General features: G+C 41.1%; 20 protein-coding genes. 7 read left to right on the top strand and 13 right to left on the bottom strand.

What is annotated here, in order from left to right; genetic code table 11:
- The first annotated feature begins 71 nt into the window (after positions 1 to 71).
- Positions 72 to 1,202 carry a BamA/TamA family outer membrane protein gene (locus tag DUT71_RS12805; RefSeq protein ID WP_113662944.1) on the top strand — a complete coding sequence of 377 codons (1,131 nt, stop codon included), beginning with the start codon at positions 72 to 74 and terminating at the stop codon, positions 1,200 to 1,202.
- Positions 1,203 to 1,344: 142 nt separating this feature from the next.
- Positions 1,345 to 3,519: a penicillin acylase family protein gene (locus tag DUT71_RS12800; protein WP_113662943.1), complete on the top strand. Its 2,175-nt coding sequence runs from the start codon at positions 1,345 to 1,347 to the stop codon at positions 3,517 to 3,519.
- 4 nt (positions 3,520 to 3,523) lie between these two features.
- On the opposite strand, the gene DUT71_RS12795 is transcribed toward DUT71_RS12800, so the two are convergent.
- The 4 genes from DUT71_RS12795 to DUT71_RS12780 form a co-directional block, all read right to left on the bottom strand.
- The gene (locus DUT71_RS12795; protein ID WP_113662942.1) at positions 3,524 to 4,186 is read right to left on the bottom strand and encodes a DUF1345 domain-containing protein; all 663 of its coding nucleotides are present in this window, start codon (positions 4,184 to 4,186) and stop codon (positions 3,524 to 3,526) included.
- 45 nt (positions 4,187 to 4,231) lie between these two features.
- The gene (locus DUT71_RS12790) at positions 4,232 to 6,460 is read right to left on the bottom strand and encodes a M56 family metallopeptidase (protein WP_113662941.1); all 2,229 of its coding nucleotides are present in this window, start codon (positions 6,458 to 6,460) and stop codon (positions 4,232 to 4,234) included.
- A gap of 1 nt (position 6,461) precedes the next feature.
- Positions 6,462 to 6,824, bottom strand: a complete 363-nt coding sequence (locus DUT71_RS12785; protein ID WP_113662940.1) for a BlaI/MecI/CopY family transcriptional regulator — start codon at positions 6,822 to 6,824, stop codon at positions 6,462 to 6,464.
- A gap of 94 nt (positions 6,825 to 6,918) precedes the next feature.
- Positions 6,919 to 7,701 carry an O-methyltransferase gene (locus tag DUT71_RS12780; RefSeq protein WP_113662939.1) on the bottom strand — a complete coding sequence of 261 codons (783 nt, stop codon included), beginning with the start codon at positions 7,699 to 7,701 and terminating at the stop codon, positions 6,919 to 6,921.
- Positions 7,702 to 8,025: 324 nt separating this feature from the next.
- Here DUT71_RS12780 and DUT71_RS12775 point away from each other — a divergent pair, with 324 nt between their 5' ends.
- Positions 8,026 to 8,880, top strand: a complete 855-nt coding sequence (locus DUT71_RS12775; protein WP_113662938.1) for a transglutaminase-like domain-containing protein — start codon at positions 8,026 to 8,028, stop codon at positions 8,878 to 8,880.
- A gap of 12 nt (positions 8,881 to 8,892) precedes the next feature.
- Entirely contained in the window at positions 8,893 to 9,771 is an 879-nt protein-coding gene (locus DUT71_RS12770; protein WP_113662937.1) for a carbohydrate kinase family protein, read from the top strand.
- A 511-nt stretch (positions 9,772 to 10,282) separates the two neighbouring features.
- Here DUT71_RS12770 and DUT71_RS12765 read toward each other — a convergent pair.
- Together DUT71_RS12765 and DUT71_RS12760 are read right to left on the bottom strand one after the other, a co-directional pair.
- Positions 10,283 to 12,685, bottom strand: a complete 2,403-nt coding sequence (locus DUT71_RS12765) for a hypothetical protein (protein WP_113662936.1) — start codon at positions 12,683 to 12,685, stop codon at positions 10,283 to 10,285.
- On the bottom strand, positions 12,651 to 13,664 hold the full coding sequence (locus DUT71_RS12760) for a hypothetical protein (protein WP_113662935.1): 1,014 nt from the start codon (positions 13,662 to 13,664) through the stop codon (positions 12,651 to 12,653). The genes DUT71_RS12765 and DUT71_RS12760 overlap by 35 nt, the downstream gene beginning before the upstream one ends.
- 26 nt (positions 13,665 to 13,690) lie before the next feature.
- On the opposite strand from DUT71_RS12760, the gene dtd reads away from it, so the two are divergent.
- On the top strand, positions 13,691 to 14,143 hold the full coding sequence (gene dtd, locus DUT71_RS12755) for a D-aminoacyl-tRNA deacylase (RefSeq protein ID WP_113662934.1): 453 nt from the start codon (positions 13,691 to 13,693) through the stop codon (positions 14,141 to 14,143).
- A gap of 450 nt (positions 14,144 to 14,593) precedes the next feature.
- Positions 14,594 to 14,923, top strand: coding sequence for a nucleotide pyrophosphohydrolase (locus DUT71_RS12750; protein WP_113662933.1), 330 nt, complete (start codon positions 14,594 to 14,596; stop codon positions 14,921 to 14,923).
- 43 nt (positions 14,924 to 14,966) lie between these two features.
- Here the strand turns inward: DUT71_RS12750 and DUT71_RS12745 are convergent, their stop codons facing one another.
- The 7 genes from DUT71_RS12745 to rsmA all read right to left on the bottom strand — a co-directional run bounded on the left by DUT71_RS12745 (position 14,967) and on the right by rsmA (position 22,793).
- A complete protein-coding gene (locus tag DUT71_RS12745) occupies positions 14,967 to 15,371 on the bottom strand; it encodes an HIT family protein (protein ID WP_113663075.1) in 405 nt (134 codons plus the stop codon).
- Between the two features lie 73 nt (positions 15,372 to 15,444).
- Positions 15,445 to 15,918 (bottom strand): transcription elongation factor GreA, encoded by a 474-nt coding sequence (greA, locus tag DUT71_RS12740; RefSeq protein WP_113662932.1) that lies wholly within the window; start codon positions 15,916 to 15,918, stop codon positions 15,445 to 15,447.
- A 161-nt stretch (positions 15,919 to 16,079) separates the two neighbouring features.
- Entirely contained in the window at positions 16,080 to 19,238 is a 3,159-nt protein-coding gene (locus DUT71_RS12735) for an ELWxxDGT repeat protein (RefSeq protein ID WP_113662931.1), read from the bottom strand.
- 88 nt (positions 19,239 to 19,326) lie between these two features.
- The gene (locus tag DUT71_RS12730) at positions 19,327 to 19,803 is read right to left on the bottom strand and encodes an OsmC family protein (protein WP_113662930.1); all 477 of its coding nucleotides are present in this window, start codon (positions 19,801 to 19,803) and stop codon (positions 19,327 to 19,329) included.
- A 90-nt stretch (positions 19,804 to 19,893) separates the two neighbouring features.
- Positions 19,894 to 20,823, bottom strand: coding sequence for a 2-hydroxyacid dehydrogenase (locus tag DUT71_RS12725; protein WP_113662929.1), 930 nt, complete (start codon positions 20,821 to 20,823; stop codon positions 19,894 to 19,896).
- A gap of 2 nt (positions 20,824 to 20,825) precedes the next feature.
- A complete protein-coding gene (locus tag DUT71_RS12720; RefSeq protein WP_162796038.1) occupies positions 20,826 to 21,980 on the bottom strand; it encodes a S41 family peptidase in 1,155 nt (384 codons plus the stop codon).
- A 36-nt stretch (positions 21,981 to 22,016) separates the two neighbouring features.
- Positions 22,017 to 22,793, bottom strand: coding sequence for a 16S rRNA (adenine(1518)-N(6)/adenine(1519)-N(6))-dimethyltransferase RsmA (gene rsmA, locus DUT71_RS12715; protein WP_113662927.1), 777 nt, complete (start codon positions 22,791 to 22,793; stop codon positions 22,017 to 22,019).
- A 125-nt stretch (positions 22,794 to 22,918) separates the two neighbouring features.
- Here rsmA and pdxA point away from each other — a divergent pair, with 125 nt between their 5' ends.
- On the top strand, positions 22,919 to 23,998 hold the full coding sequence (pdxA, locus tag DUT71_RS12710; protein ID WP_113662926.1) for a 4-hydroxythreonine-4-phosphate dehydrogenase PdxA: 1,080 nt from the start codon (positions 22,919 to 22,921) through the stop codon (positions 23,996 to 23,998).
- Positions 23,999 to 24,000: the final 2 nt, after the last annotated feature.

Here is a 24,000-nt window from a genome sequence, read left to right as displayed (position 1 = left end):
TCAAGTGTTAAGGTTGCCTAATATAAGTAAGATTACCCTAATCCGCAGAAATTCACTTACTTTGTACGCAAATGAAAAAAGTACAACTTATGGTTTTGTGCCTTTGCATGGCCCACCTCAGCTTTGCACAAGGTAAGTTTCTAAAAAAACTTTTCTCCAACGAAAAGGACACTACTCGCAAATCCAGCTATATGCCTATCCCCGTGTTTGGCTACGCTCAGGAAACTGGTTTTGAATTTGGCTTGGGCAGTATTTATTCCTTTTATGTGGATAAGGCCGATACCAACAACCGAAGTTCTAACTTTTTTGGTGCTGCTTCTTACTCCACCAAAAAAACTTATAATGTTACTTTTAGAGGTGATGCCTGGACCAAGCGCAATGAGCTACATTTCATCAGCGAAATACGTTTCAAAAACATGCCTTTCAATTTTTACGGCATTGGCAACAACACTGCACATGACGATGAAGACAAACTGGTGCAACGCATGTTCAAAGTACAACTGGATGCTGAAAAAGCTTTTGCCAAAAATACCTATACCGGCATATCTGTAGGTTTTGAAAATTATCGTTTTAAAGATAGTGAACCAGGCGGTATTTACGCCACAGGCAACAACATGTACGATAAAGACGGTGGTTCTGCTTTTTTTATCGGCGTATCACAAAGTTACGACACCCGAAATTCTAACAATTACCCCACTAAGGGCTTTTTTGGTCGTATCAGTTACCAATATGCACCCAATATATTTGGGGGCGAGAATTTCAGCGGGAGCCAAATCAAAGTAAACTTACGCAACTTTTGGTTGCTGGCTCCAAAAGTAGTGCTTGGCGTACAGGCTTTGTATCACACTGTTCAAAGCAAAAACACGTCTTTTTATTTGTTGCCGCAATTAGGCAATGATGAAATGATGAGGGGTTATTATGGTGGGCGCTATCGCGATGAGAACCTATTTGCTACCCAAGCAGAACTAAGGTATAGATTTATGGAAAGATTGGGCTTAGTCCTTTTTGGTGGTACAGGTAAAGTTTTTGCCAACGATGATTTCGACCTTAAAAATTTTAAACCCAACTATGGCATTGGCGGAAGGTACTTTTTTGACCCTGCCAAAGGCCTTAGCGTGCGCATTGATTATGGCGTTGGCGAGAAGCGGCCGAACGAAAAACGCCAAAGCGGCTTCTACATCAGCTTTGCCGAGTCCTTTTAGCGCGTTTGATTTGCTTCAACGCAAAGTTTTTACACACAATAATGAGTTCAAAGCTTTAAGTTTCTGGTATTTTTATGGAAATTAGCTTAACGCTAAAATCTAAATACTAAAACTTCGCCGCTATTTGCGGGTTATCATGAGTATGAAAAAACTTCTGTTGTTATTGCTGCTACCTTTAAATTTATTTGCCCAAAAACCAAGCTTAAAAGAAATTAACGATTGGGAAAAACAAGCCCATCAAGTAGAAATTATCCGCGATAAATGGGGAATTGCCCATATTTATGGCAAAACCGATGCTGATGCTGTTTTTGGCATGCTATACGCCCAGTGTGAAGATGATTTTAAACGCGTTGAACTCAATTACATCGAAAAACTTGGGCGCCTGGCAGAAATTGAAGGCGAGAAAAGCCTGTACAACGATCTCCAGATCAGGCTACTGATTGATAGTGTGCAAGCCATCAACGATTATAAAAAGGCCGAGCCTTGGCTGAAAAAGATTTTAGAGGCTTACGCCAACGGCATTAATTTTTATTTGTACAAAAACCCTCAGGTAAAGCCTGCACTCCTGACCAAATTTAAACCTTGGTACCCATTTTTATGGACCGACGGTAGTATAGGCGCCATCAGTACCGGCAACCTTACCATCAACGAGCTTAAAAAATTCTACACCAACGATTATTCTCCCACCGGTTACCGCCCTCAAATCAGGGATCAGCATAGTGGCTCCAATGGTTTTGCTTTTGCGCCCAAAATCAGTAAAACTGGCCGGGCAATGTTGTACATCAATCCACATACCACTTTCTATTTTAGGCCCGAAATACACATGCAAAGCGAGGAAGGCTTGAATACTTATGGTGCGGTAACTTGGGGGCAATTTTTTATTTATCAAGGCTTTAACGAGTATTGCGGATGGATGCACACTTCCAACAATGTGGACGTGGCAGACATGTACGCAGAAAAAATCACCAAACTGAACAAAACGCTTTATTATACTTATGATAAAAAACTATACCCGATTGGGAAGAAGGCCATAGAGATCAAATATCTGGAGAACGGCCTTTTGCAAACCAAAAAATTTGAAACCTATTTTACGCATAACGGACCTATAATGGCCATTAGGGATGGCAAATGGATTAGCCTTAAGCACAAAAACCAAAATCCGCAGAGTTTGCTGCAAAGCTGGGTCCGTACCAAATCCAAAAGCTTTGAGGACTATCAAAAAGCCATGGATTTAAACGCCAATGCGTCTAACAACACGGTTTATGCCGATGCTAAAGGAAACATTGCCTACTGGCACGGAAATTTTGTACCCAAAAGAGACCCTGCCTATAACTGGAATGAGGTAGTAGATGGCACCACTTCTGCTACGGCTTGGCAAGGCCTTCATCCCGTAAGTGAAACGGTACATTTGTACAACCCAGCAAATGGTTGGTTACAAAACTGTAATTCAACACCATTTACCGTAGCTGGGGCAAACAGTCCCAAAAAATCGGCCTATCCCAGTTATATGGCTCCCGACGGGGAAAACTTTAGAGGGGTTGCGGCATTGCGTTTATTGAACCAGCCCAAAAAATACGACCTCAATGATGTTATCAGCATGGGGTACGACACTTACCTCCCCGCTTTTGAAGTGCTCTTGCCCGCACTTGCGAAAGCTTATGATCAGCTGCCTTTAGACCATGCTTTACGAGCAAGCTTAAAGGAACCTATTGCCGAATTGAAAAAATGGAACTATCATTCTTCTACAACTTCCATTGCGGCTACCTTGGCTATGGAATGGGCTCAAAGGGTAAATAGGGATATTCAAAATGTTTATATCAACCAAGGCGAAAAAGATCAGGTAGAAAAGACCAAAGAATTTGCCAAAACAGCAAAGGATGAAACTTTGCTTCAGCCTTTAAAAACCACCATTGATGATTTGACCAAACGTTTTGGCAAATGGCAAATGCCCTGGGGCGAAATCAACAGGTTTCAGCGCCTTACCGGACAGGTTAACGAAAAATATGACGACAGCCTGCCTAGCCTCCCTGTAGCTTACGGCTCGGCACTTTGGGGCCAGCTACCCTCCTATCGCAGTAACCCGTTTAGCACCAACAAACGTTATGGCTATAGTGGCAATAGCTTTGTTTGTGCGGTGGAGTTTGGCGAAAAAGTAAAAGCTAAATCAATACTAGCGGGTGGAAATAGCGGCAATCCTTCTTCTAAACATTTTAACGACCAAGCGGAAATGTTTACTAAAGGAGAATTTAAAGATGTGCTTTTCTACAAAGAAGATGTATTGGCTAATATGGAAAGAAAATACCGCCCAGGAGAATAAGTTTCTATCCAAATAAGCCCGCTACCGCACTAATGGTAAGTGCCACAATACAGGTATTGAATACAAAGGAAATTAGGCTATGCCCTAGGGTCAGCCGGCGCATGCGTTTGGAAGTTATGTCGATGTCTGAAACCTGGAAAGTCATCCCAATGACAAAGGAATGATAGGCAAAATCGATAAAATCAGGTGCTTCATCGCCCGGAAAAACCAGTCCCTTATGCAATTTACCTGCCTTCACATCGTAATATAGATGCGCATAGCGGGAGGTGTAGCTGGTGTGTACCAGTATCCAGCTTAAAAACATTCCCACCATTCCAAGTAATACATCAATCCACTGCTTTGAGCTATTATCAGTTTTAATTAACAAAATAAAAACAGCCATCATACCAGCAAAAGTCGCCAATAACACGGTTAAGGAGACAATTGCTCGTCCACCATCCTCAATACCTGCATGTTGACGGGTTTGTTTTGCCGATGATTTGACGAAAACCAACCAGCTAATTCCTGTTTGAATGGTGCAGAATGTAATCCAAGAGAGCATTATTCTGCTTAAGAAATTATTAAATAAAGGAGCTGAGAAGAAGTAAACCATTACCGCAACAACTAGGCTAATACCTAAGTGCTCTGCTGCCTTTATGTGATGTATTCTTTTTAGCTCCAAGCTCATGCTTATTTTCTACCTCCAATAAATATAGGAAAATTTTCACGGGCCTTATCTTTGTACTTGAGGAAATGATTTCCCTAAATTCTTTGTTTTATAAGTATTGACCATCAAATCTACTTCTATGACTTCCGCTTCTATCTTAAGATTAGCATCATCTATTAAAGAGCCAAAATAGATGATCATTCTTTTGTTCTCATCGTCAAGATGAATAAGTCTACCCTCGGCCTTATATTTCTCTAACGCTACTTTTGCTTTCCCAGTAAATACAACATCGTTAAAAAATCTTCTAATTTTTACAGAGTCAGATGCAGACCATTGGATTTTCGAAAGCGCAACGTCTTTACTAAAAGACAAAGCACCTTCTTTACCAGGTCCAGAAATTACGCTGGATTGCTCTTTATTTACTGCAAACTCATAAAAATTATAGGTTTTGTTATTGACATTATAAATAACACTTTTATAAACCTTTACTTTCCCATCGGCAAAATGAACTTTCGCATTTTCTGCAAACATCATTCTATTTCTGCTGTCTAAAGAAGCTTCCTCTGCTTCAATGGTGATCTTCCCGATCTGTAGTTTTGCCTTTGTTAAATAAGCAACCCCGCTACTTGCATTTCTGGTAGCATTTGCAGCCGAAACCACCTTTACCTCGTCTTCAGAAATTGGCGTAATCGTAAGCGGCTTTTGTCGGCTTCCAGCTATTTTTTGATAACCCTCTTTCGTATAAAACTTAGTGTACAATGCTGGGTTAACTAATTCATACTTTTTAGGATCAGTATATAATGCAATGAGTTTATCGGTAGCGTATACATTTTTAGAGATCAATTTTTCTCCAATGAATTTTGCGGTAATCTTATCACCTATTTTAAATTTTTCTGCTTTTGTTTTCAGCGCTGATACATCTAATAAAATTTTAAAAGTCCCATCATTAAGCTCAATTTCGGTAGCATATCCACTTGAGTTTCTTTTGATGCTCTTGATTTTGCTATGAGCAAATCTGGCTCTATTGGCTTCGTACAAAAAAGCATGCTTTTCTGGCGCCTTCATTAACGATTGACCTGTTGGAGTAGCTGCAGCATTAACCATGTAAATAGGTGTATCATAAATCAGCTCCTCGTTTTTAGCGACATCTTTTATACTTAATTCTTCGATTTTTCCTGAAATAGTAACCGTCAACTGATCACCTGCCTTAATTTTGTAAGGGATATCATGTCTGATGGGATAGGTGACATTTCCTACTTTAAGATATAGTATCCGAGGAAAACCTTGTTTTGAAATACTATCTACCCTACCTTTAATGGTCTTTCCAATTAAGGGATCTTCTTGAAATTTTTCCTGCTGTTTTAGCAGTGCCTTACTCGGTACAACATCCACCACCTCAACCGTAAAACCCCAGGTAATACCTAAAATGATAGGCACTACCAGTAAATACATTATTTTTTTCATTTTATTTGATTTAGCGTTGAATAACATTTTAATGCGCTCCTTTACGGGGCTTTTCACAAAATTGTGAACCAAAGTGCCTTGGCTTTCGCTCACTGCCAGTTTAAGCAATAGAGAGGCGTAATCTTTTGAGCCAAAATGATTGGCTGTGGCTTCGTCGGCTTCGTATTCGTGTGTTTGTTCTAGTGCTTTGTCCCATAAATAAATAACAGGGTTAAACCACATGACTGCCTTGGCCATCATCATGATAATTTTATCTACAGAGTGGTATTGTTGCGCATGAACCTTTTCGTGATCAAGTAATGCGGCTAGTTCTTGAGGGGCTAAATTTGATCCGTCGATAAAAACATAGTTGAAAAAAGAGCAATTGGTAAACCCTTCCGTCTTTTCCAACAGTTTTAGCCCATGTATGGATTTGGCATTTTGTCGTGTATAACAAACCAGCACCAACAATTTCCTCATTCCGATAAGCAGCAGCAAGGCAGTAATCATTGCGTAGGCATAAGGAAGTAAGCCAAGCCAAGCCGTTTGTTGTTCCATTAACTTTTCTGATTGAAAAGCTTTGGGCACATCCATTGACTGTTCCATATCGGCAGCTTGCAAATTTTCGACATTAAGCGAAGGGGCCACTGCTATTGCTTCGCTAGTGGTCGGCTGCACCTCTCGTTCAATGGTAAAATGTAGTGTTGGAATTACAAAACTTACGATTAAAGCGCCCAACAGATAAAACCTGTTGAATTTAAAGAAGGTAAGTTTTTGAAGTACAAGTAAATAAAAGGCGAAAAACAATACTAAACCCGCACTTGCCTTGAGTAAATAGCTGAATAGTTCCATGTTAAGATTTTTGATTGATGAGTGCTTTTAACTCTTCTATATCTGCTTCACTTAATTTGTCCTGTTTTACCATAAACGACAATAGGCTTTTGGGCGAATTATCGAAATAACCAGAGAATAGCTTAGAAAAGCTGGTTTCGGCATACTGCTCCTTGGTAATGGCGGGAAAATATTCATAAGTTTTACCGTAGGCTTTATAGCTTACGTAGCCTTTCTTTTCTAAAAGCCTAACAATTGACGAAATAGTGTTATAGGGAGGTTTAGGTTCTTCATCTATTTCTTCGATGATGTCCTTTACAAATGCATGTTCCAATTTCCATAGAATCTGCATGATACGTTCTTCGGCTTTGGTTAATTCTTCCATAACCGAATGTACAACTGATTTTTCAGTTATACAACTGAAAAATCAGTTAAAACAATAAAATACTGATTATCAATAAAATAATTTTATATAGAAATTAAATTTTAAGCTTAAAGTGCTCCTTGGCCTGTCCTTTCCTGAAATACACCAAACCTATCCAAAATAAATCAATGGTTACGGTTACCTGCGGATGGGCCTTAATTTCTTCCCAGGCCTGCTTCATTCCTTCGCTCCAATAGATATCGTCGAAGATAAGCAGGCTGTTTTCGGTAAGCTTGGGCAAGCACCAATGAAAATAATTGAGCGTAGCTTCTTTGGTGTGGTTGCCATCAATGTAAACAAAGTCTAATTGGTTGCTTTGTTCGATGGCTTTTGGCAACAAATCGTTGAAATTACCTACTTGCAGTTCCACATTGTTTAAGCCCAATTCGTTAAAGTTCTGATAGGCTACTTCGGCCGTTTGCGGGCAGCCTTCGATGGTTAGTACATTGGCTTTTGGCTGCGCTTTGGATAAATATGCCGTGGTAATGCCTAAGCACGTGCCCAATTCTACCATATTAGCGGGCTGGTGGTTGGCTGCCAAACGGTAGATCAATTGCGCTAATCGGGGTGTTTTTAGGGCATTTTTGGCAATTTGCGCTACCTTTTTGGTTCTATTTTTATTTAAATGGGAACCCGCTCCCAAATCGGTTACGGTGATGAGCTTTTGGTCAGCTAAAAGTTTTTTTCGCTGTGCTTCGATGTCTTTGTAAGCGCTTTTTGCAGAAAAATCGTAAATTACCTCATCGGCTAGCTTGTAAACAAAGGGCGAGTGTGTGCCATGTCGGGTTTTAGCAGTAAACTGATGCTTAAGGTAATCGGCAAAAAATTGTAGGACCATGAGGCAAAAGTAAAGGAAAAAAGAACAAGGAGCAAAGAATAAGGATTAAGGCCTGTTTTTGCAGACTTGTTACTTTTGTTAAGGGGGGAGGATTTAAACGTGCACAAAAGTTTGTAAACTAAACCCGATTGAAGTGGAAATACTTTTTGCGCTGGGGGGGTAAACCTCATAGGTTTTCTTTGCATGGTGCCGATAAACCTATGAGGTTTGAGTAAGGGAACAAAAAGATTGCAACGAAAAGCGGGACGGCAGTTGCCGATGGAAAACCGGCCCCGATTTTCAAAAAAAAATTAAACAGCATAATTGAAAGAAAGGTAGCATCAGATGAAAAATGTTGCAGAAATAGATGCGTTGGTAAAATTATTGGACGACCCTGATGAGGAGGTTTTTAGGCATGTGCAGGAAAAACTGCTGGAGTATGGGAGCGATGCCATTGGTTCGCTGGAACTGGCCTGGGAAAAATCGTTGGATACCTTGCTGCACGAAAGGATAGAGAATATTGTGCATACTATTCAGTTCACCAATGTTAAACAGGATCTTAATTTGTGGTATCAAAGCGGTGCCTTTGACCTTTTGCAGGGCGCACTGATCATTAACCGATACCAGTTTCCGGATTTGGATGAGCAAGCCATTATTAACCAAATTGAAGATATTAAAAGGGAAGTGTGGGTGGGCCTGCAGTACGAAATGAGCTCGATAGAGAAAATTAAGCTGATTAACCATGTTTTTTACAACCAGTTTGGCTTTAGTGGGAATACCAAAAACCACCATGATCCGCAAAATTCTTATTTAAACCAAGTATTGGAGAGCAAAAAGGGCAACCAAATTTCGTTGGCCATTATTTACTCGACCATTGCGCAAAAGCTGGATATACCAGTATATGGCGTGAATTTGCCGCAACATTTTATATTAGGCTATATTGATGAAAGCAATCCCGATAAGGAGCAGGCGGTGCTATTTTACATTAATGCTTTTAACAAAGGGGCTATTTTTGGCAAGCATGATGTAGACCAGTTTTTGCGTCAGCTTAACCTGGAGCCGCAACCTGGTTTTTATGCGCCCTGTAGCAATGCGGAAATTGTACGCCGTATTTTACGGAACCTGATTTCGGCCTATGAAAATTTAGGTGCCACTGAAAAAGTAGCAGAACTTAGGGAAATGCAGGAAATATTATCCTAAAGCTTGTCCACGATGCAAAATCAACTTAAAAAAGCCATTTGCTTTGGGGAAATTTTATGGGATAACCTACCATCAGGCCGATTGGCTGGTGGTGCACCCATGAATGTTGCCTACCATTTGAGAAAACTAGGTGTTGATGCTTCGCTAATTAGCCGTGTTGGTGATGATGAAGCGGGCAAAACACTGATTGACTTTATTTCCTCCATTGGAATTCCTGCCGAAAATATACAGATTGACCTTGAACAAAGCACCAGCGAGGTAATTGCCAGCCTGAAGGAAAACAACGAAATGGTTTATACCATTACCTACCCTACGGCCTGGGACTATATTACTTGGCAAAATGATTTTGAGAGAAGGTTAGCTGATGCGGATGTTTTTATTTTTGGCAGCCTCTCGGCAAGAAATGAGGTGAGCAAAACCACTTTGCTCCAATTATTGGACCATGCCAAATTTAAGGTTTTTGATGTGAACCTTAGAACGCCATACTACGATAAAAATACTATTGGCACTTTTTTAAGCAAGGCTGATGTTGTAAAACTGAACGAAAATGAGATTGTGATGCTGGGCAACTGGTTTACGGCTGGCGGTGACGAGCAAAATGTGGTGGCTGCTTTGATGGAACAGTTTCAACTTGCAGAGATATTAATTACCAAAGGTGCTGATGGCGGGACTTATTACAGCCAAAACCAAAAGATTGATTACCTGGCTGAAAAAGTAACCGTAGTGGACACCGTGGGTAGCGGCGATAGTTTTTTAGCGGCATTTTTAAGCCAAAAACTGGCTGGCGAAAAAATAGTGGACTGCCTAAATTTTGCTGCCAAGGTGGCTGGCTTTGTTACTTCGCAAAAGGGCGCTTGCCCTAATTATGATGCGGCAAGCTTGAAGTTTTAACATTGGATTAACAGGGATATAAACACCTACTTTGCGCTCTTCGCGAAACTCTTCTTTTCTTTGCGGTTTAGTTTAAATAGTTTAATGCAAAGGTTTTTGAAGTATTCGCAAAGAACGCAAAGACTCGTGCCTCGCAATGACGATTCCCTATCCGAAAAACAACGTAAATCTACTTACTCGCTAAAAAATCGCTTAAGTAACTACATTCATTACCAACTTTTTTAAAGTAAGCAGTATTTGCATAATGCTGCTTTAATGCTGAGAAATAAATATTGTTACGGTTTAAATAATGTAGTTGATTAATTCTGCTGGAATGATGATGCGGCGAGCTTGAAGCTTTAACATCGGATTAACAGGGATGTAAACGCCTGCTTTGCGCTCTTCGCGAAACTCTTCTTTTCTTTGCGGTTTAGTTTAAATAGTTTAATGCAAAGGTTTTTGAAGTATTCGCAAAGAACGCAAAGACTCGTGCCTCGCAATGACGATTCCCTATCCGAAAAACAACGTAAATCTACTTACTCGCTAAAAAATCGCTTAAGTAACTACATTCATTACCAACTTTTTTAAAGTAAGCAGTATTTGCATAATGCTGCTTTAATGCTGAGAAATAAATATTGTTACGGTTTAAATAATGTAGTTGATTAATTCTGTTGGAATACTCATTATGGTACCATTTAAACGAACTTAAAGCGTCGTTTGCTTTTTGCTTTTGCTCGCATTTGGCCAACATAAACGTACATTTGGCCCTAAACTCGGGATCAGTGCTTAAACTGCGTGCTTTCAGATACCATTTTTTAGCTGTTTTGGCCAGTTTAAAGTCGTTATCATAAATATAAATTGGTTTCTCATTTATCGAGTACGAGCTCCAGACATAGCTAATGAATATCCACGAGTTGCCAAAATATCCTGTTTGGTACACGCCATTGGCCATTTTGAAATAGTATTGTGCGGCATTCTTTTTATCACTAACAATTAGCTTTTCTAAGCGCAACATCTCTTTTGCAAAGGTTTTTTTGTTATAGGTTTTGATTTTTGAGGTAAATTGCTTTGGATAATCGTTAAGGGTGGTAATAAACGGATTGGCGTATAGCGCACCCCCTCCGTACCAATCTTCGGGCGTGGTAAATTCATGCTGGGGGCTCAATTTGTCAAAGCATTTTAGTGCTTTCTGGTATTGATGTTCGCGGAGGTATGCCGTTCCAAGGAGCTCATAAAAGTCAGATCGGTTTAACTTCTGTAAATCCTCCTGAAGAAAAGCATCAAAAGTGCCTTCGTTAGTTTTGGCAAATTTCTTTTCGAGCTTTGTCAAGGTAGCGGCACTCAGATAGTTCCGCCAAAACTCCAGGGTATTCCAACTCATTTGATTGGAGAAACGACCTGTTTTGGCAGTATCGCGGGTAACATCTCCTTTGAGCATTAACAATGCTGCCCGGGCAGTATCGCCCATTTTCATGTAAGTTGGCACCAGCAGTTCCTGATAAAAATTGCGGGCAGTGTTAAGGTACCTATTTTCCGAACTGTTTAAGTCGTCATCTTGGCCAACGGGCTGCTTAATCTTACATTTTTCATCCAACCATTTTAGCGTTGGCAGTAGCTCATTGGCATTAAAAGTACTTTTTTGCTTAATTTTTCTCGCATTAATCAACAAGTTGATGAGCTGGTATTGATTGCCGTACCTAGGCGCCAAGGTTGCTGGATTAAGCTGCTTTAGCAAACTGGCTGCTGCCAAGTCATCTTTTTTTAACCAGTTAAGATAGGCCGCGCTAATGATGCCCAGCTCTGGCTCCGGATATTTTTTATCGCTGGCCAACTTCAGTGCAAAAGCCTTGGTGAGCTCAAGCTGCTGCAAGTTGGCCTTCCTTACTTCATCCTTATTTTTTTCATCCTCTTCATCATAGTAGTTTTTGATAAAGCCGGCCGGAGTATTCAGGTTTTTTTCGAGCTTGTTTACCTCCCTTACCAACAAAGTTCCATTCATTAAGCTGTTTGGTACGTTAGCATAAACTTTTTCCAAGGCATTGAGGTCGTAACTAGGGTTGCCAAAACTTGCAATGGCCCAAATGTGTGCTTTTTCTTCGTTGTTTTTGGCAAAGGGCAGCACCTCGTTAACGGTAGCAGAGGTGTAGTGGAAATTTTTGTAGGCTTGTACCCTGCGCTCTGGATTGCTATTAAAAACCTTGGCGAAAAGATAGGCCGCTTCTATAGGATTTCCGCTGTAACGCACCGCACCAGCATAAACTGCCATGGCCCAACCCTTGGCCAAATCCGTAGAGGAGGTGGGGGCTACATATTGTTTATATACGGCTTTGCAAGCTTCATAGTTTTCTGCATAGCGATACATTCTCATGGCCTGATAGGCGTATCTTATCTTCAAAAACCGATCTTTTTTAACCTCCTCCAGTTGTTTCAAGGCCTCTTCCGCCCGGTCAACCAATTGAGCGGTGTCTCTTTCCACCGGGTTCCAAGCATCGTAACTTACCGTTGCCAAGGGCTCGCAGCGTAATGCAAAGGCAAAATATTTCAAGGCATCTTTATTTTTGGCAAGGGCTTTCACAAAAGTATTTTGCTGCATCTCTTGCGGCAATTGCCTGATGTTTTTCTCGTCAAGGTTTTCTGGAAGAGCCTTACTTCCGTACATTACCTCACGTACGTCTTCCTTTTTAGCTTTTAGATATTTGGCCCACTCGGCGCTGTTCAAATCATACTCATCTACGCTTTCCTCCTCATGGTAAAGATACTGGTAATCAGTAAAATTAAATTGGCTATATTCCTTTCCCTGCACATCGTTATGGAAATACGAAATGTAATAATCATAGGGATCGATTTCGCCACCACAGGCGATATTAACTACAATTTCTCCAAAAAAGACCGTTAAAAAGCTAATGCAAAATATACTTGATTTCTTCCAGTTCATGTATCTTAAAATTATCCAGCGTTTGCTCATCTAAGTGATAAAACAACAAGTTTAGCGGTTTTGCCGATAGGTGCTTGTCCAAATAGAAGGCGCTTTGTTTAATATCTTCAAATTTACTTGCTTCAAACCTAATTTCATCATTTTTATAGAGCCCAAATTCAGGCAGATCGGTATTAGCCCGATATAGCCCGTGAGGCATTTTGCTGAACTGCGCACCTGTTTGCAGGTTGGCCAGCTTGAGGCGTTTGGAAATACCGGCATAGTTCCTATTCCTAAACACCACTGCCCACGAAAATAGCGGCAAGGCTACATCAATAGGCATGGGATAATATCCCAAGTTTTGGCCAGCGTATTTTTTGAGCTCTTGCACGTCCAAAATCGAATTTTGTGTACCATATTTCCTTAAGTTACCCATATTATAGCACATTAGCAATACTTTATCTGCTGGCGGAATACCGCTTTTTTCTTGATTTTTCAGTTGGTGTAACCGCAGCGTAGATGAAATGATGTTGTTGCCCAACTGCTTTTTGATCTCTTTAAGCAGCTGAAAATAATTGGCTCTGGTGGTTGCTGTCCAGTCGCAATCTAATTGTAGTTCCCTATAGCTGGCCTTGCCGGCCTGTTTTACCTTTACGGTTACAAATTGCACGATATTGGCAGCAAGTTCTTTGATTTCGGCCTGGCTAATCTCCTTTAGCACTTCATTTACAATAAAAACTACCGGTACTATTTCCAGCTGTTTAGGAATATGATCTTTAAATTTAACGGGTGCTACAGGGCTAATTTTGCCATCAATATCGCTATCAACATCCAAAATGCGTACAAATAACTTATTGCTGCCGAAATGCTTCAAGTAGCTTTGCTCCACAGCATTGTTTTGGTACACCGTTTTCCAAAAGTAAAAACTGGTTTGTACCGCTCTTTTTTGTTGGCAGCCCGTGAACAGAATTACAAAAAACAATATATACTTGCATTTCATAAGGCAAAATTAACATTAAGTACGGTATGAGAGCAGTAATACAAAGGGTAACTGAGGCAAATTGTAAAGTAGATGGAACGGTAACAGGCGAAATTACCAATGGCTTTTTGGTTTTATTAGGGATTGAAGATGCGGACAGCCAAGAAGATTTGGAATGGTTAGCGCAAAAGATTGCCAACATGCGGGTTTTTGGTGATGAAAATGGCCTAATGAACAAATCGCTAGCGGATATTGACGGGAACATCCTGTTGATCAGCCAATTTACTTTGTTTGCTTCTACCAAAAAGGGCAACCGCCCTGGCTTTACCCGTGCCGCTAGGCCCAACACAGCTATTCCGCTTTATGAGGAAATGAAGAAGCAATTGGGTGTGCTGATTGGTAAGGAGGTACAATGTGGCATTTTCGGTGCCGACATGAAGATCAGTTTATTGAACGACGGCCCCGTGACCATCATCATAGATACCAAGAATAAGGAATAAGGGATTGATGAGCTAGGTTTGGATGCTTGGATGACTAATGTTGCACTTTTGAGGTGCAATTTTCCTTCTTTAAGGGCTATGTTCACCCTTCTGAACATCCTCTTTGTTATTCCGAAGACCAATTTTTATTGCCGTTGGTGATCTAGTTGGATGGTTTTTTGGGCTAGGGCTTGGTAATGGGTTAGTTGTATGTTAGTGGTTACTTACTATTGGTTAGTAATTATACACCGTTCTCTCCTACCCCGTCATCCCGACCGCAGCCTTTGGTCATTCCCGCGAAGCAGCTACGAAGTAAATCTCTTGCATCGTTCTTCGAACTACCTCTACCGACATTTCGGCAGCGAAAGATTTCATCAGAGGTTAGTGCTTAGTTAATTAATCATTGATCGTTAACCATTAATCATTGCTACTTAGCCATTGGGCATTAATTTCCAATCCTTATCTTTGGGCATGACCATTACCGAAGCACAACAAACGATAGATCGTTGGATCAACACTACCGGAATCCGTTACTTTAATGAGCTGACCAATACGGCGATTTTAATGGAAGAAGTAGGCGAAGTTGCCCGAATTATGGCCCGTAAATATGGCGAGCAATCGTTCAAAAAGAGTGATGAGCAGGTTGATCTGGCAGATGAGATGGCCGATGTGCTTTTTGTACTGATGTGCTTGGCCAATCAAACGGGCATTGACCTAGAAGAGGCGCTCACCAAAAACCTAGAGAAAAAAACCATCCGCGATGCGGAACGCCATCAAAACAACAAAAAATTGAACCCCTAAATGCCCTAGGGGATCGCAATATCAACTACTATCCAAGCCCCCTTTAGGGGTTTTGGGTTAGTGCTGCCCTAATCTTCGTTGCTACTTCTGCCAGCTCCTCCTGACTAAGTTTCAATTTAGGATTGGCAAAGTTCATATCATTCATTTGGTTAATGGGAATGAGGTGTACGTGCGCATGCGGTACTTCCAAGCCAATTACGGCCACTCCAACCCTATCACAGGGACAGGCTTTTTTAATTCCCCCGGCCACTTGCTTGGCAAACAACATCAGGCCTTGGTAAAGCTCGTCATCTACATCAAAAATGTAATCTACCTCTTTTTTGGGAATCACCAAGGTGTGGCCCAACACCAAAGGACTGATATCCAAAAAAGCCAAAAAATCTTCGGTTTCCGCCACCTTGTGTGCAGGAATATCTCCAGCTACTATTTTAGAAAAGATACTTGCCATAAAAGTATTAAGTTTCAAGTAATACGTTTTATGTTGGCACAGCCAAAACGTAAAAGTATTACTTATTACGTAATTATCTAGAGATTTCCAGAATTTCGAATTCAATTTTACCCGCGGGCACTTGAATTTCAGTTTTATCGCCTACAGATTTGCCCAACAAACCCTGAGCAATGGGCGATTTTACGGAAATCTTCCCCGACTTTAGGTCAGCTTCGCTTTCAGCCACCAACTGATAGGTCATGGTAGCACCGTTTTTGATGTTTTTTATTTTAACGATAGAAAGCGCCAATACTTTTGACAAGTCTAATTTCGATTCGTCCAATAGTCTAGAATTAGCCAAAACCGTTTCCAATTTCGCAATTTTAGCTTCATGCAAACCTTGTGCTTCCTTGGCTGCATCGTACTCTGCATTCTCGGATAAATCCCCCTTATCACGGGCTTCCGCAATAGCTTTTGCAATTGAAGCTCTTCCTTCAGTTTTTAACTGGTGCAATTCTTCTTTAAGTTTATCTAACCCTTCTTTAGTGTAATAGGTAATTTCTGCCATAACGCTATTTCTTTCTTTAATCCTCTTAAAAAACAAACAAGACTACATGGGTGATTAACCTACATAGTCTTGCCTTGTGTTGAAAACGAAGATATAAGCCTTAAACTATAAAAGCAAATAAATTGATGGAATTTTTAGTGGCTGTGATGTACTTTGAACAGCTATTGTTTAATTAATTTATATCCCTTATCAGCTGTTTTCAGCACGTAAACACCTGTACTCCAATTGAAATTGAAAAAAGTATTATCTCCAGGTTGCAGTTGTTGCTTCCATATTTGTTTCCCGCTTACATCAAACACTTGTACATGCTGTTTAATCTTCGAATGTATAGTAAACTTATCGGCCACAGGATTTGGGAAGATGCTTAATTCACCGATATCATTCCTCACAAAAGCAACTTCACTATAATCACTTGTACCACTCCGCTCAGTTTGTTTAACGCGATAATAGCTTATTAGATTTTCCTTAGGGAAAGGATTACTGTCAATAAAACGATAATGATTTGTGCCATTGCCTATTGATTTAAATGCGGCTAGTTTTTCAAAGGTTTTCCCATCAACGCTGCGTTCAATTTCATAGGTGGCTATATCCTGTTCTTCTACGCTCCAATTTAGCTGGGTCTTTTTATCAAAACCCAATTTGGCATTAAAATCTAGCCATTTCAAAGGCAATACTTCTGTAGGAATTTGCAAAGCCCAAAGCTCAACCCCTGATGTGCCATCATCTGCACTAAACAATAAAAGGTCATTCAACCTTGTAAGAGATGCGGGAGAAGCATTTCCTATACCACTCCTAATATTATGAACCATTTGTGTGCCAGCTGCTGTGCCATCACTTTTCCAAAGTTCCGCCCCATCAACTCCGTTAGTAGCCGAGAAGAATAAAGCATTACCTATACTCACAAGCTGTGATGAACCAGAAGAACCTGCTCCACTAACAATATCTTTCACCATCACGGTACCGGCTGCAGTGCCGTCACTTTTCCAAAGCTCGCTACCATTGGCACCATCGTTTCCTATAAAAAACAAAGTTCCGTTATGATTAATCATATTGACAGGGCTTGAGCCATTACTACCATTCCAAATATCCTTTACCATTACAGTACCTGCCGTGGTTCCGTCACTTTTCCAGAGTTCATAACCACTAAAACCATCTGTGGCGGCAAAATATAGGGTAGAGCCTACACCTAGCATATTCACTGGCGAGGAACCCAATGCACCAACCCGTATATCTTTTACCAATGTGGTACCTGCTGTGGTGCCATCACTCTTCCAAAGTTCGTAGCCATTTACACCATCATTAACAGCGAAAAACAGTGTACCATTCACGTTGGTCATATTATTAATACCACTATCAAACGATCCACTATAAATATCTTTTACCATCATAGTCCCTGCCGTAGTGCCGTCGCTTTTCCAAAGTTCCCGCCCATTTACCCCATCACTCGCCACAAAATACAGCGTACCATTCACGTTTATAAGTAAATCCACATAGGCATCTCCACTACCTGGATAAACATCTTTGACCATAACCGTTCCCGCGGTTGTTCCATCGCTCTTCCAAAGTTCAGTTCCTTGAGTTCCGTTGTTGGCCGAGAAATATAAGGTACCGTTGATATTAGTTAGATTTGAGGGATTAGACCCTAGCCCACCTGGATAAATGTCTTTAACCAGCACGGTTCCTACGGTCGTTCCATCACTCTTCCAAAGTTCCTGGCCTTGAGGTCCGTTATTGGCCGAGAAGTATAAAGTACCATTGACATTGGTAAGTTTTAAAAGGTTAGGCATCCCACTACCTGGATAAATGTCTTTGACCATACTTGTACCGCTTACGGTACCGTCTGTTTTCCAAAGTTCAACCCCATTTACAGCGTTATCCGCAGTATAAAACACTTGATTGTCCACTCTGGTAAGCTGTTGAGGATTAGCACTTCCCGTTCCTATATAAATATGCTTGATCATCACTGTACCAACAGCGGTTCCATCACTTTTCCATAGCTCAACGCCGTTTATCGCATCATAAGCCGAGAAATATAAGGTACTGTTAAGCGTTGCAAAATAATTGGGGCTAGATGCAATGTTTCCAGGGGCGATATCCTTTACCATTACAGTCCCCGCCAATGTACCGTCACTTTTCCAAAGCTCACGATTGTTCACGTCATCAACTGCAGAAAAATACAAAGTGCTACCCACCATCAAAAAATTGAAAGCTTGATTGAAAGAATCTCCACTATATATTTTTTTGATCAGCGTAGTGCCAACAGTGGTGCCGTTACTTTGCCATAATTCGGCCTCACCTGCATTATTATTAATCGCAAAATAAAGGCTACTACCATTGGCTGTTAAACCATAGGGACGAGACACAGAAGAAAAATCTTTAACGGTAACCGTTCCTACCGCAGTACCGTTACTCTTCATTAGTTTACTTGCCATCAGCCCATTTCCTAAGATAAAATATAGCGTTCCGTTAACATCGGTCAAATTTGAGATATCTGAACCACTTGAGCCAGTATTCAAATCACTTACCATGACTGTACCTGCAGTAGTGCCGTTACTCTTCCAGAGCTCTACGCCATTGGTGCTATTATCTGCTTTAAAATAGAGTGTGCCGTTTACATTCAAAAGATTTGCGAGCGTACTTGCCCCAACACCTACATTGATATCTTTAACCATTATAGTTCCAGCAGTGGTACCGTCGCTCTTCCAAAGTTCTTCGCCATTGGTACCATTATCAGCCGCAAAAAACAAAGTGCCATTTACGTTGGTAAATAGGCGTGGGAATCCCGAACTAGCCCCACTAACGATATCCTTCACCATTACTGTTCCCGCAGCAGTGCCATCGCTTTTCCAAAGTTCTAGTCCGTTAACGCCATCGTCTGCGGCAAAAAACAAGGTGCCATTCACATTGGTAAGCGAGTTGGGAACATATCCTCCAATACTAGCTCTAATATCTTTTACCATTACTGTCCCCGCCGCGGTGCCATCACTCTTCCATACTTCATAACCATTCACATCATCTTCGGCCACGAAATAAAGCACACCATTTACATTGGTTAATGATTGAGGGTTTGATCCTAAGCTTCCCGGCCTAATGTCCTTCACCAACACGGTGCCCACTTCTGTTCCATCGGTTTTCCATAGTTCAGCTCCATTAGCAGCATCTCTGGCAACAAAGTATATACTTCCTCCAACTTCAATAGTAAAGGTTGGTGCAGAAGATACAGAAGCTCCAGAGGTGTTTACGTCTTTTACCAAATAAGGGATTTGGCCTTTTACGTAAGTGGCAAGAATAAAAAACAGGAAAAACAGTATCCTTTTCATACATTAACTGATATTTAAATACCAGTAAATATGAACGAATGGGCTAGCCTATACAATACCCATTTTTAGGTATTTTAAAAGGAAAATCTTATTTACCTATGGCGGTACAGCTGGCTTGATGCTTTACCGGAAAGTTAAGCGAACTGGCAATAAAGCACATCCTATTGGCCTCTGCGTGCAGAGAATTGGCCCATGAAATATCCTCAGGTTTAGAAATTACTACCTGCGGTTGCAACAGGATCTCGGTGAACTTACCGCTGCCATCGGCATTCTCAGTCATGGTGCCACTAGCGTTGTCGGTATATTCGATCACCACAATGCCGTTTTTTGAACATAAATGCAAATACCACAACATATGGCAGGAAGAAACCGAGGAAAGCAGTAAATCTTCGGGATTGTACTTTGACTTATCGCCCAAAAAAACAGAGTCGGAAGATCCTTGTATGGACATTTTACCTTCTATCTCTACCGTAAAATCACGATCGTATGAACGATAATCCATGGTACCAGAACCTTTGTTGCCTGTCCAAACCAAATTGGTTTTGTAAATATGATGCTTAGCCATAACTAGATACGGATAGAGAGCTATAAGTTTTAAGGATTGTTTCCCAACCTACGCCCGCCTAAATTGTTTTGTTTGCGCCAATTTAGCAAATTATCTATTTATTTCCTCCAATTTTTGGGCTAAAACTTCAGAAATTTTACGGTAGGAATCGAAAGTCCAACCGCCTATGTGGGGCGTTAAAATCACTTTCTCATTGGTTCTCAGCGCATCATACCATTGTTGCTCGGCCAGGGCTGGGAATTTTTCTTTTTCGAGCACGTCTAATCCTGCGCCTAATATTTTGCCATTGGCGATATTGTTCAGTACCGCTTGGGTATTTACGATTTCGCCCCTGGCGGTGTTGATCAAAAAGATAGGTTTCTTAAAGTGAAAGAAGTATTCCTCATTAACCATTTGCCTAGTTTCCTTGGTTAGTGGGATATGCAGGCTCAAAACATCGCAATGTTTTACAATTTCTTCCATGGCAGCTTCTTGGGCATAAGCATCACTAAAGTTAGTTTTATACTTATCGTAGGCCAGTACTTTTACGCCAAAACCTGATAGCTTGCGGGCAAAGCTCCGGCCCATAAAACCATAGCCAATAATGCCCACCGTTTTGTCTTTTAGCTCATAGCCCCGGTTGCCCTCGCGGTCCCATATACCATTCCTGACCTGCAAATCGGCCCTTCTGAAATTGTTCATCAACGACAATAGTAGTCCAACGGCATGTTCCCCTACCGCATCCATATTTCCTTCGTTGGCGGCCAACAGCCTAATGCCACGCTGATTGGCCATGTCAACATCAATATTGTCCAATCCGGCGCCCGCCCTGGCTACAAATTCAAGTTTTGGCGCTGCGTTAAAAACCTCCTGATCTATATTAAATTTGGTTCTTACGGCAATGCCTTCATAATCGGCAATTGTGGCAATGGTTTCTTCTCGGGAAATATTTGGCCTGTCATCAACCAAATAGCCCATTGCCGCCGCACGCGCTTTAAAAATGGGATGTAAATCGTCAACTATTAATATCTTTTTGCTCATGCCTAAGGCGTTTTTTTAATATAATCGAGCGCTTGTTCAATCCAATCGCCCTGGTACGGGTTTAACGGGACATCCGGATCAACGCCCTTACTTTCATAGGCCAGGTCCCTGTCTACACCAATCATATCGGTAGGATAAAAGGTGAAACGGCCGCTGGGAAGCAGTATGGTTTTTCCGTAGTTGCTGCCAAAAGTAATCATCCCCTTGGTTTGTTCGCCAAGCGTTACGATATTTTTTTGGCCTTTTAACGCTATAATGACTTGTTCGGCATTGCTCACCGTTTGAGCATTTTGCAGGATAAAGATTTTGCCTTTATATTTCTTAAGCAGATCGATAAATTTTTGTGAGGTTTTATAGGCCCCGCCCATGTTATTTCTTAAATCAACAATCAAATATTTAGATGCTAAACGACCATTGATGGTTTTAAAAAACGCCTCTGATTTTTTGACATTGGCATTATCAGCGCTAAAACTACTTAACCTCAAATAGCCCACATCTTCATTAAGATCCTTATATTCAAAGCTTTCAGCTGATTTTGCAAGGGTAGAAAATCTCTTTGCCCTGCTTTTCACAAACGGCATTCCGATGAGCTGTCCATTGATCAAACGTACATTTTTAATCAACTGATAAGGAACATGCCGGCCGCCATATTGCACACCATCGTAGCCACCATACGGCGTTTTAATGATTTCGCCCATTAAAATCCCATTTTTCAGCAATATTAGCTTGTAGTGCTGTTGGTCGGTAGTATAAAGTCCAAAATCATAATCGCCCATGTAATAAATACCTTCCAGCTCATTTTTGTCTTTTTGGGCCAATTGTTTTCTTAAAGAATCGATATTGACCGGCAAAGTAACATACGCTGTTTTAAGGGCAGAATCGGGAGTTCGATAAAATCCTAAATGGTTGTCGTTAATGAAGTACAATAAACGGCTGAGTTGCATAAATGCGGTCCTTTCATCGGCATCTTTCAGTTTTTTTTTTACTTCCTGGTAAAGTTGTTGGTAGTTGGATTTGCCTTTTAACAGCTTTTTATAGGATGGCATTTTCTGGACAGCCTGATACAAGGCTTCCAAATCAGCCTGGTTTTGATCTTGTTGGGCAAAAGCCACCAGTCCCAGTAGCACAATTATGAGGGTACAGCTTAAATTTTTCATTACCATTAGGAGGTTAATTTTTTGTTTAAGGTTGCATCATCTGGTAGATAAAAAATTGGTCAGTTCAACAAAATCCTGTACGCTTAACGTTTCCGCTCTTTTTTCATAAAATGGATGTTCGCCCAATCGGTCTTTTGGCACTACCGCCGAAAGCGCATTCCGCAAAGTTTTTCTGCGCTGGTTGAAGCCCGCTTTCACCACTCTCCAAAATAGCTTTTCATCACAATCGAGTTCTTCAACGCTATTTCTAGTTAAGCGAATAACACCTGAATTAACCTTGGGCGGCGGATTAAAGGTTCCCGGTTTAACGGTAAACAAATATTCGATATCGTAGTAGGCTTGTATCAGCACGCTTAAAATACCGTACTCTTTAGTACCGGGCTTTGAGGCACAACGCTCGGCCACTTCTTTTTGGAACATACCAACCATTTCCACAATGTTTTGGCGGTTTTCCAAAATCCTGAATAAAATCTGGGATGAGATGTTATAGGGGAAATTGCCAATTACGGCAAACTTGCCCGGAAAAATAGATTCGAAGCTTAGTTTTAGGAAGTCGCCATTGATGAGCCGATCTCCTAATTGGGGATATTTCTCTCTTAAAAAGTTGAAAGATTCTGTGTCAATATCGATGAGGAAAGTTTGCAGGTCTTCTCGCTGCAGCAAAATATCAGACAAAATTCCCATGCCTGGCCCCACTTCCAGCACCTGATGGTATTTATCGGTATGGACCAATCCATCTACAATTCTTTGGGCAATGTTTTTATCGGTTAAAAAATGTTGTCCTAAATGTTTTTTCGCTTTAACTAAACTCATAAGCCAAAGGTAAGAAATTAGTCTGATGTCAAATGTCCGAAGCCTGATGATCTGGCGCAAATCTCACATCTCATATCTCACATCTCGTATCAATTCATTATTTTGCGCTAAATTTTATTTTCGACATGAGCAACAAGGTTAAGATAGGTATTAGTATAGGTGATGTTAACGGCATTGGTTTAGAAGTAATTTTAAAAACGCTTGCCGAGAGCAAGATTTTAGATTATTGCACGCCAATAGTTTATGGCCATACCAAAGTAGCTTCTTTTCATCGTAAAAGCCTGCGTTTAAGCGAATTCATGTTCAATGTAATTCCCAATGCGGAAGCGGCTGTTGCCCATAAAGCCAACATGATCAACTGCTGGGACGAGGACATTAAAATTGATTTGGGCAGTGCCAATGAAACCGGCGGCAAATATGCTTTTATTTCCTTGCAAAAAGCTACCGATGACCTGGTACGAGGCACCATTGATGCCCTGGTAACCGCCCCTATCAATAAAAACAAGATCCAATCTGCCGATTTTAAATTCCCAGGACATACCGAGTACTTACAGGAACGCAGTGGCAGCAATGATGTGCTGATGTTTTTGGTAAGTGACACCCTGCGTGTTGGCGTGGTAACCGGCCATATCCCCGTTGCCGATGTTGCCAAAAGCATTACCAAGGAAAAAATTGTTAGGAAACTGCAGCTCATCAACGAAAGTTTAAAAAAGGACTTTTGGATTGAAAAACCTAAAATTGCGGTACTGGGCCTTAATCCGCATGCCAGCGACAATGGCCTGCTGGGGAACGAAGAAGCAGAAATTATTGCTCCAGCCATCCAAGATGCTTTTGATAAAGGAATTATTAGCTTCGGGCCTTATCCTGCTGATGGCTTTTTTGGCAACGGCACCTATAAACAGTTTGATGCTGTGCTGGCCATGTACCACGACCAGGGTTTAATCCCTTTCAAAACCATTGCCTTTGAAACCGGCGTAAATTTTACCGCGGGATTAAAGTTTGTACGCACTTCGCCCGACCACGGTACCGGCTATGATATTGCAGGCAAAAACCTGGCTGATCCTACTTCATTTATGGAAGCGCTATTTGCGGCCATCCATATCGTTAAAAACCGCAGGGAGCAGGAAGCAATGCTGCGCAACCAGCTGAGAACTGGTGGTAAGATTATCGAAACAGCTGCCGACGTGAAAGACGATGCGAACTGAGA

It is taken from the genome of Pedobacter nanyangensis (assembly GCF_003313505.1).
Taxonomy (GTDB): domain Bacteria; phylum Bacteroidota; class Bacteroidia; order Sphingobacteriales; family Sphingobacteriaceae; genus Pedobacter; species Pedobacter nanyangensis.
Note: the sequence above shows the minus strand (reverse complement) of the source record. Positions and strands in the feature narration are given on the sequence as shown.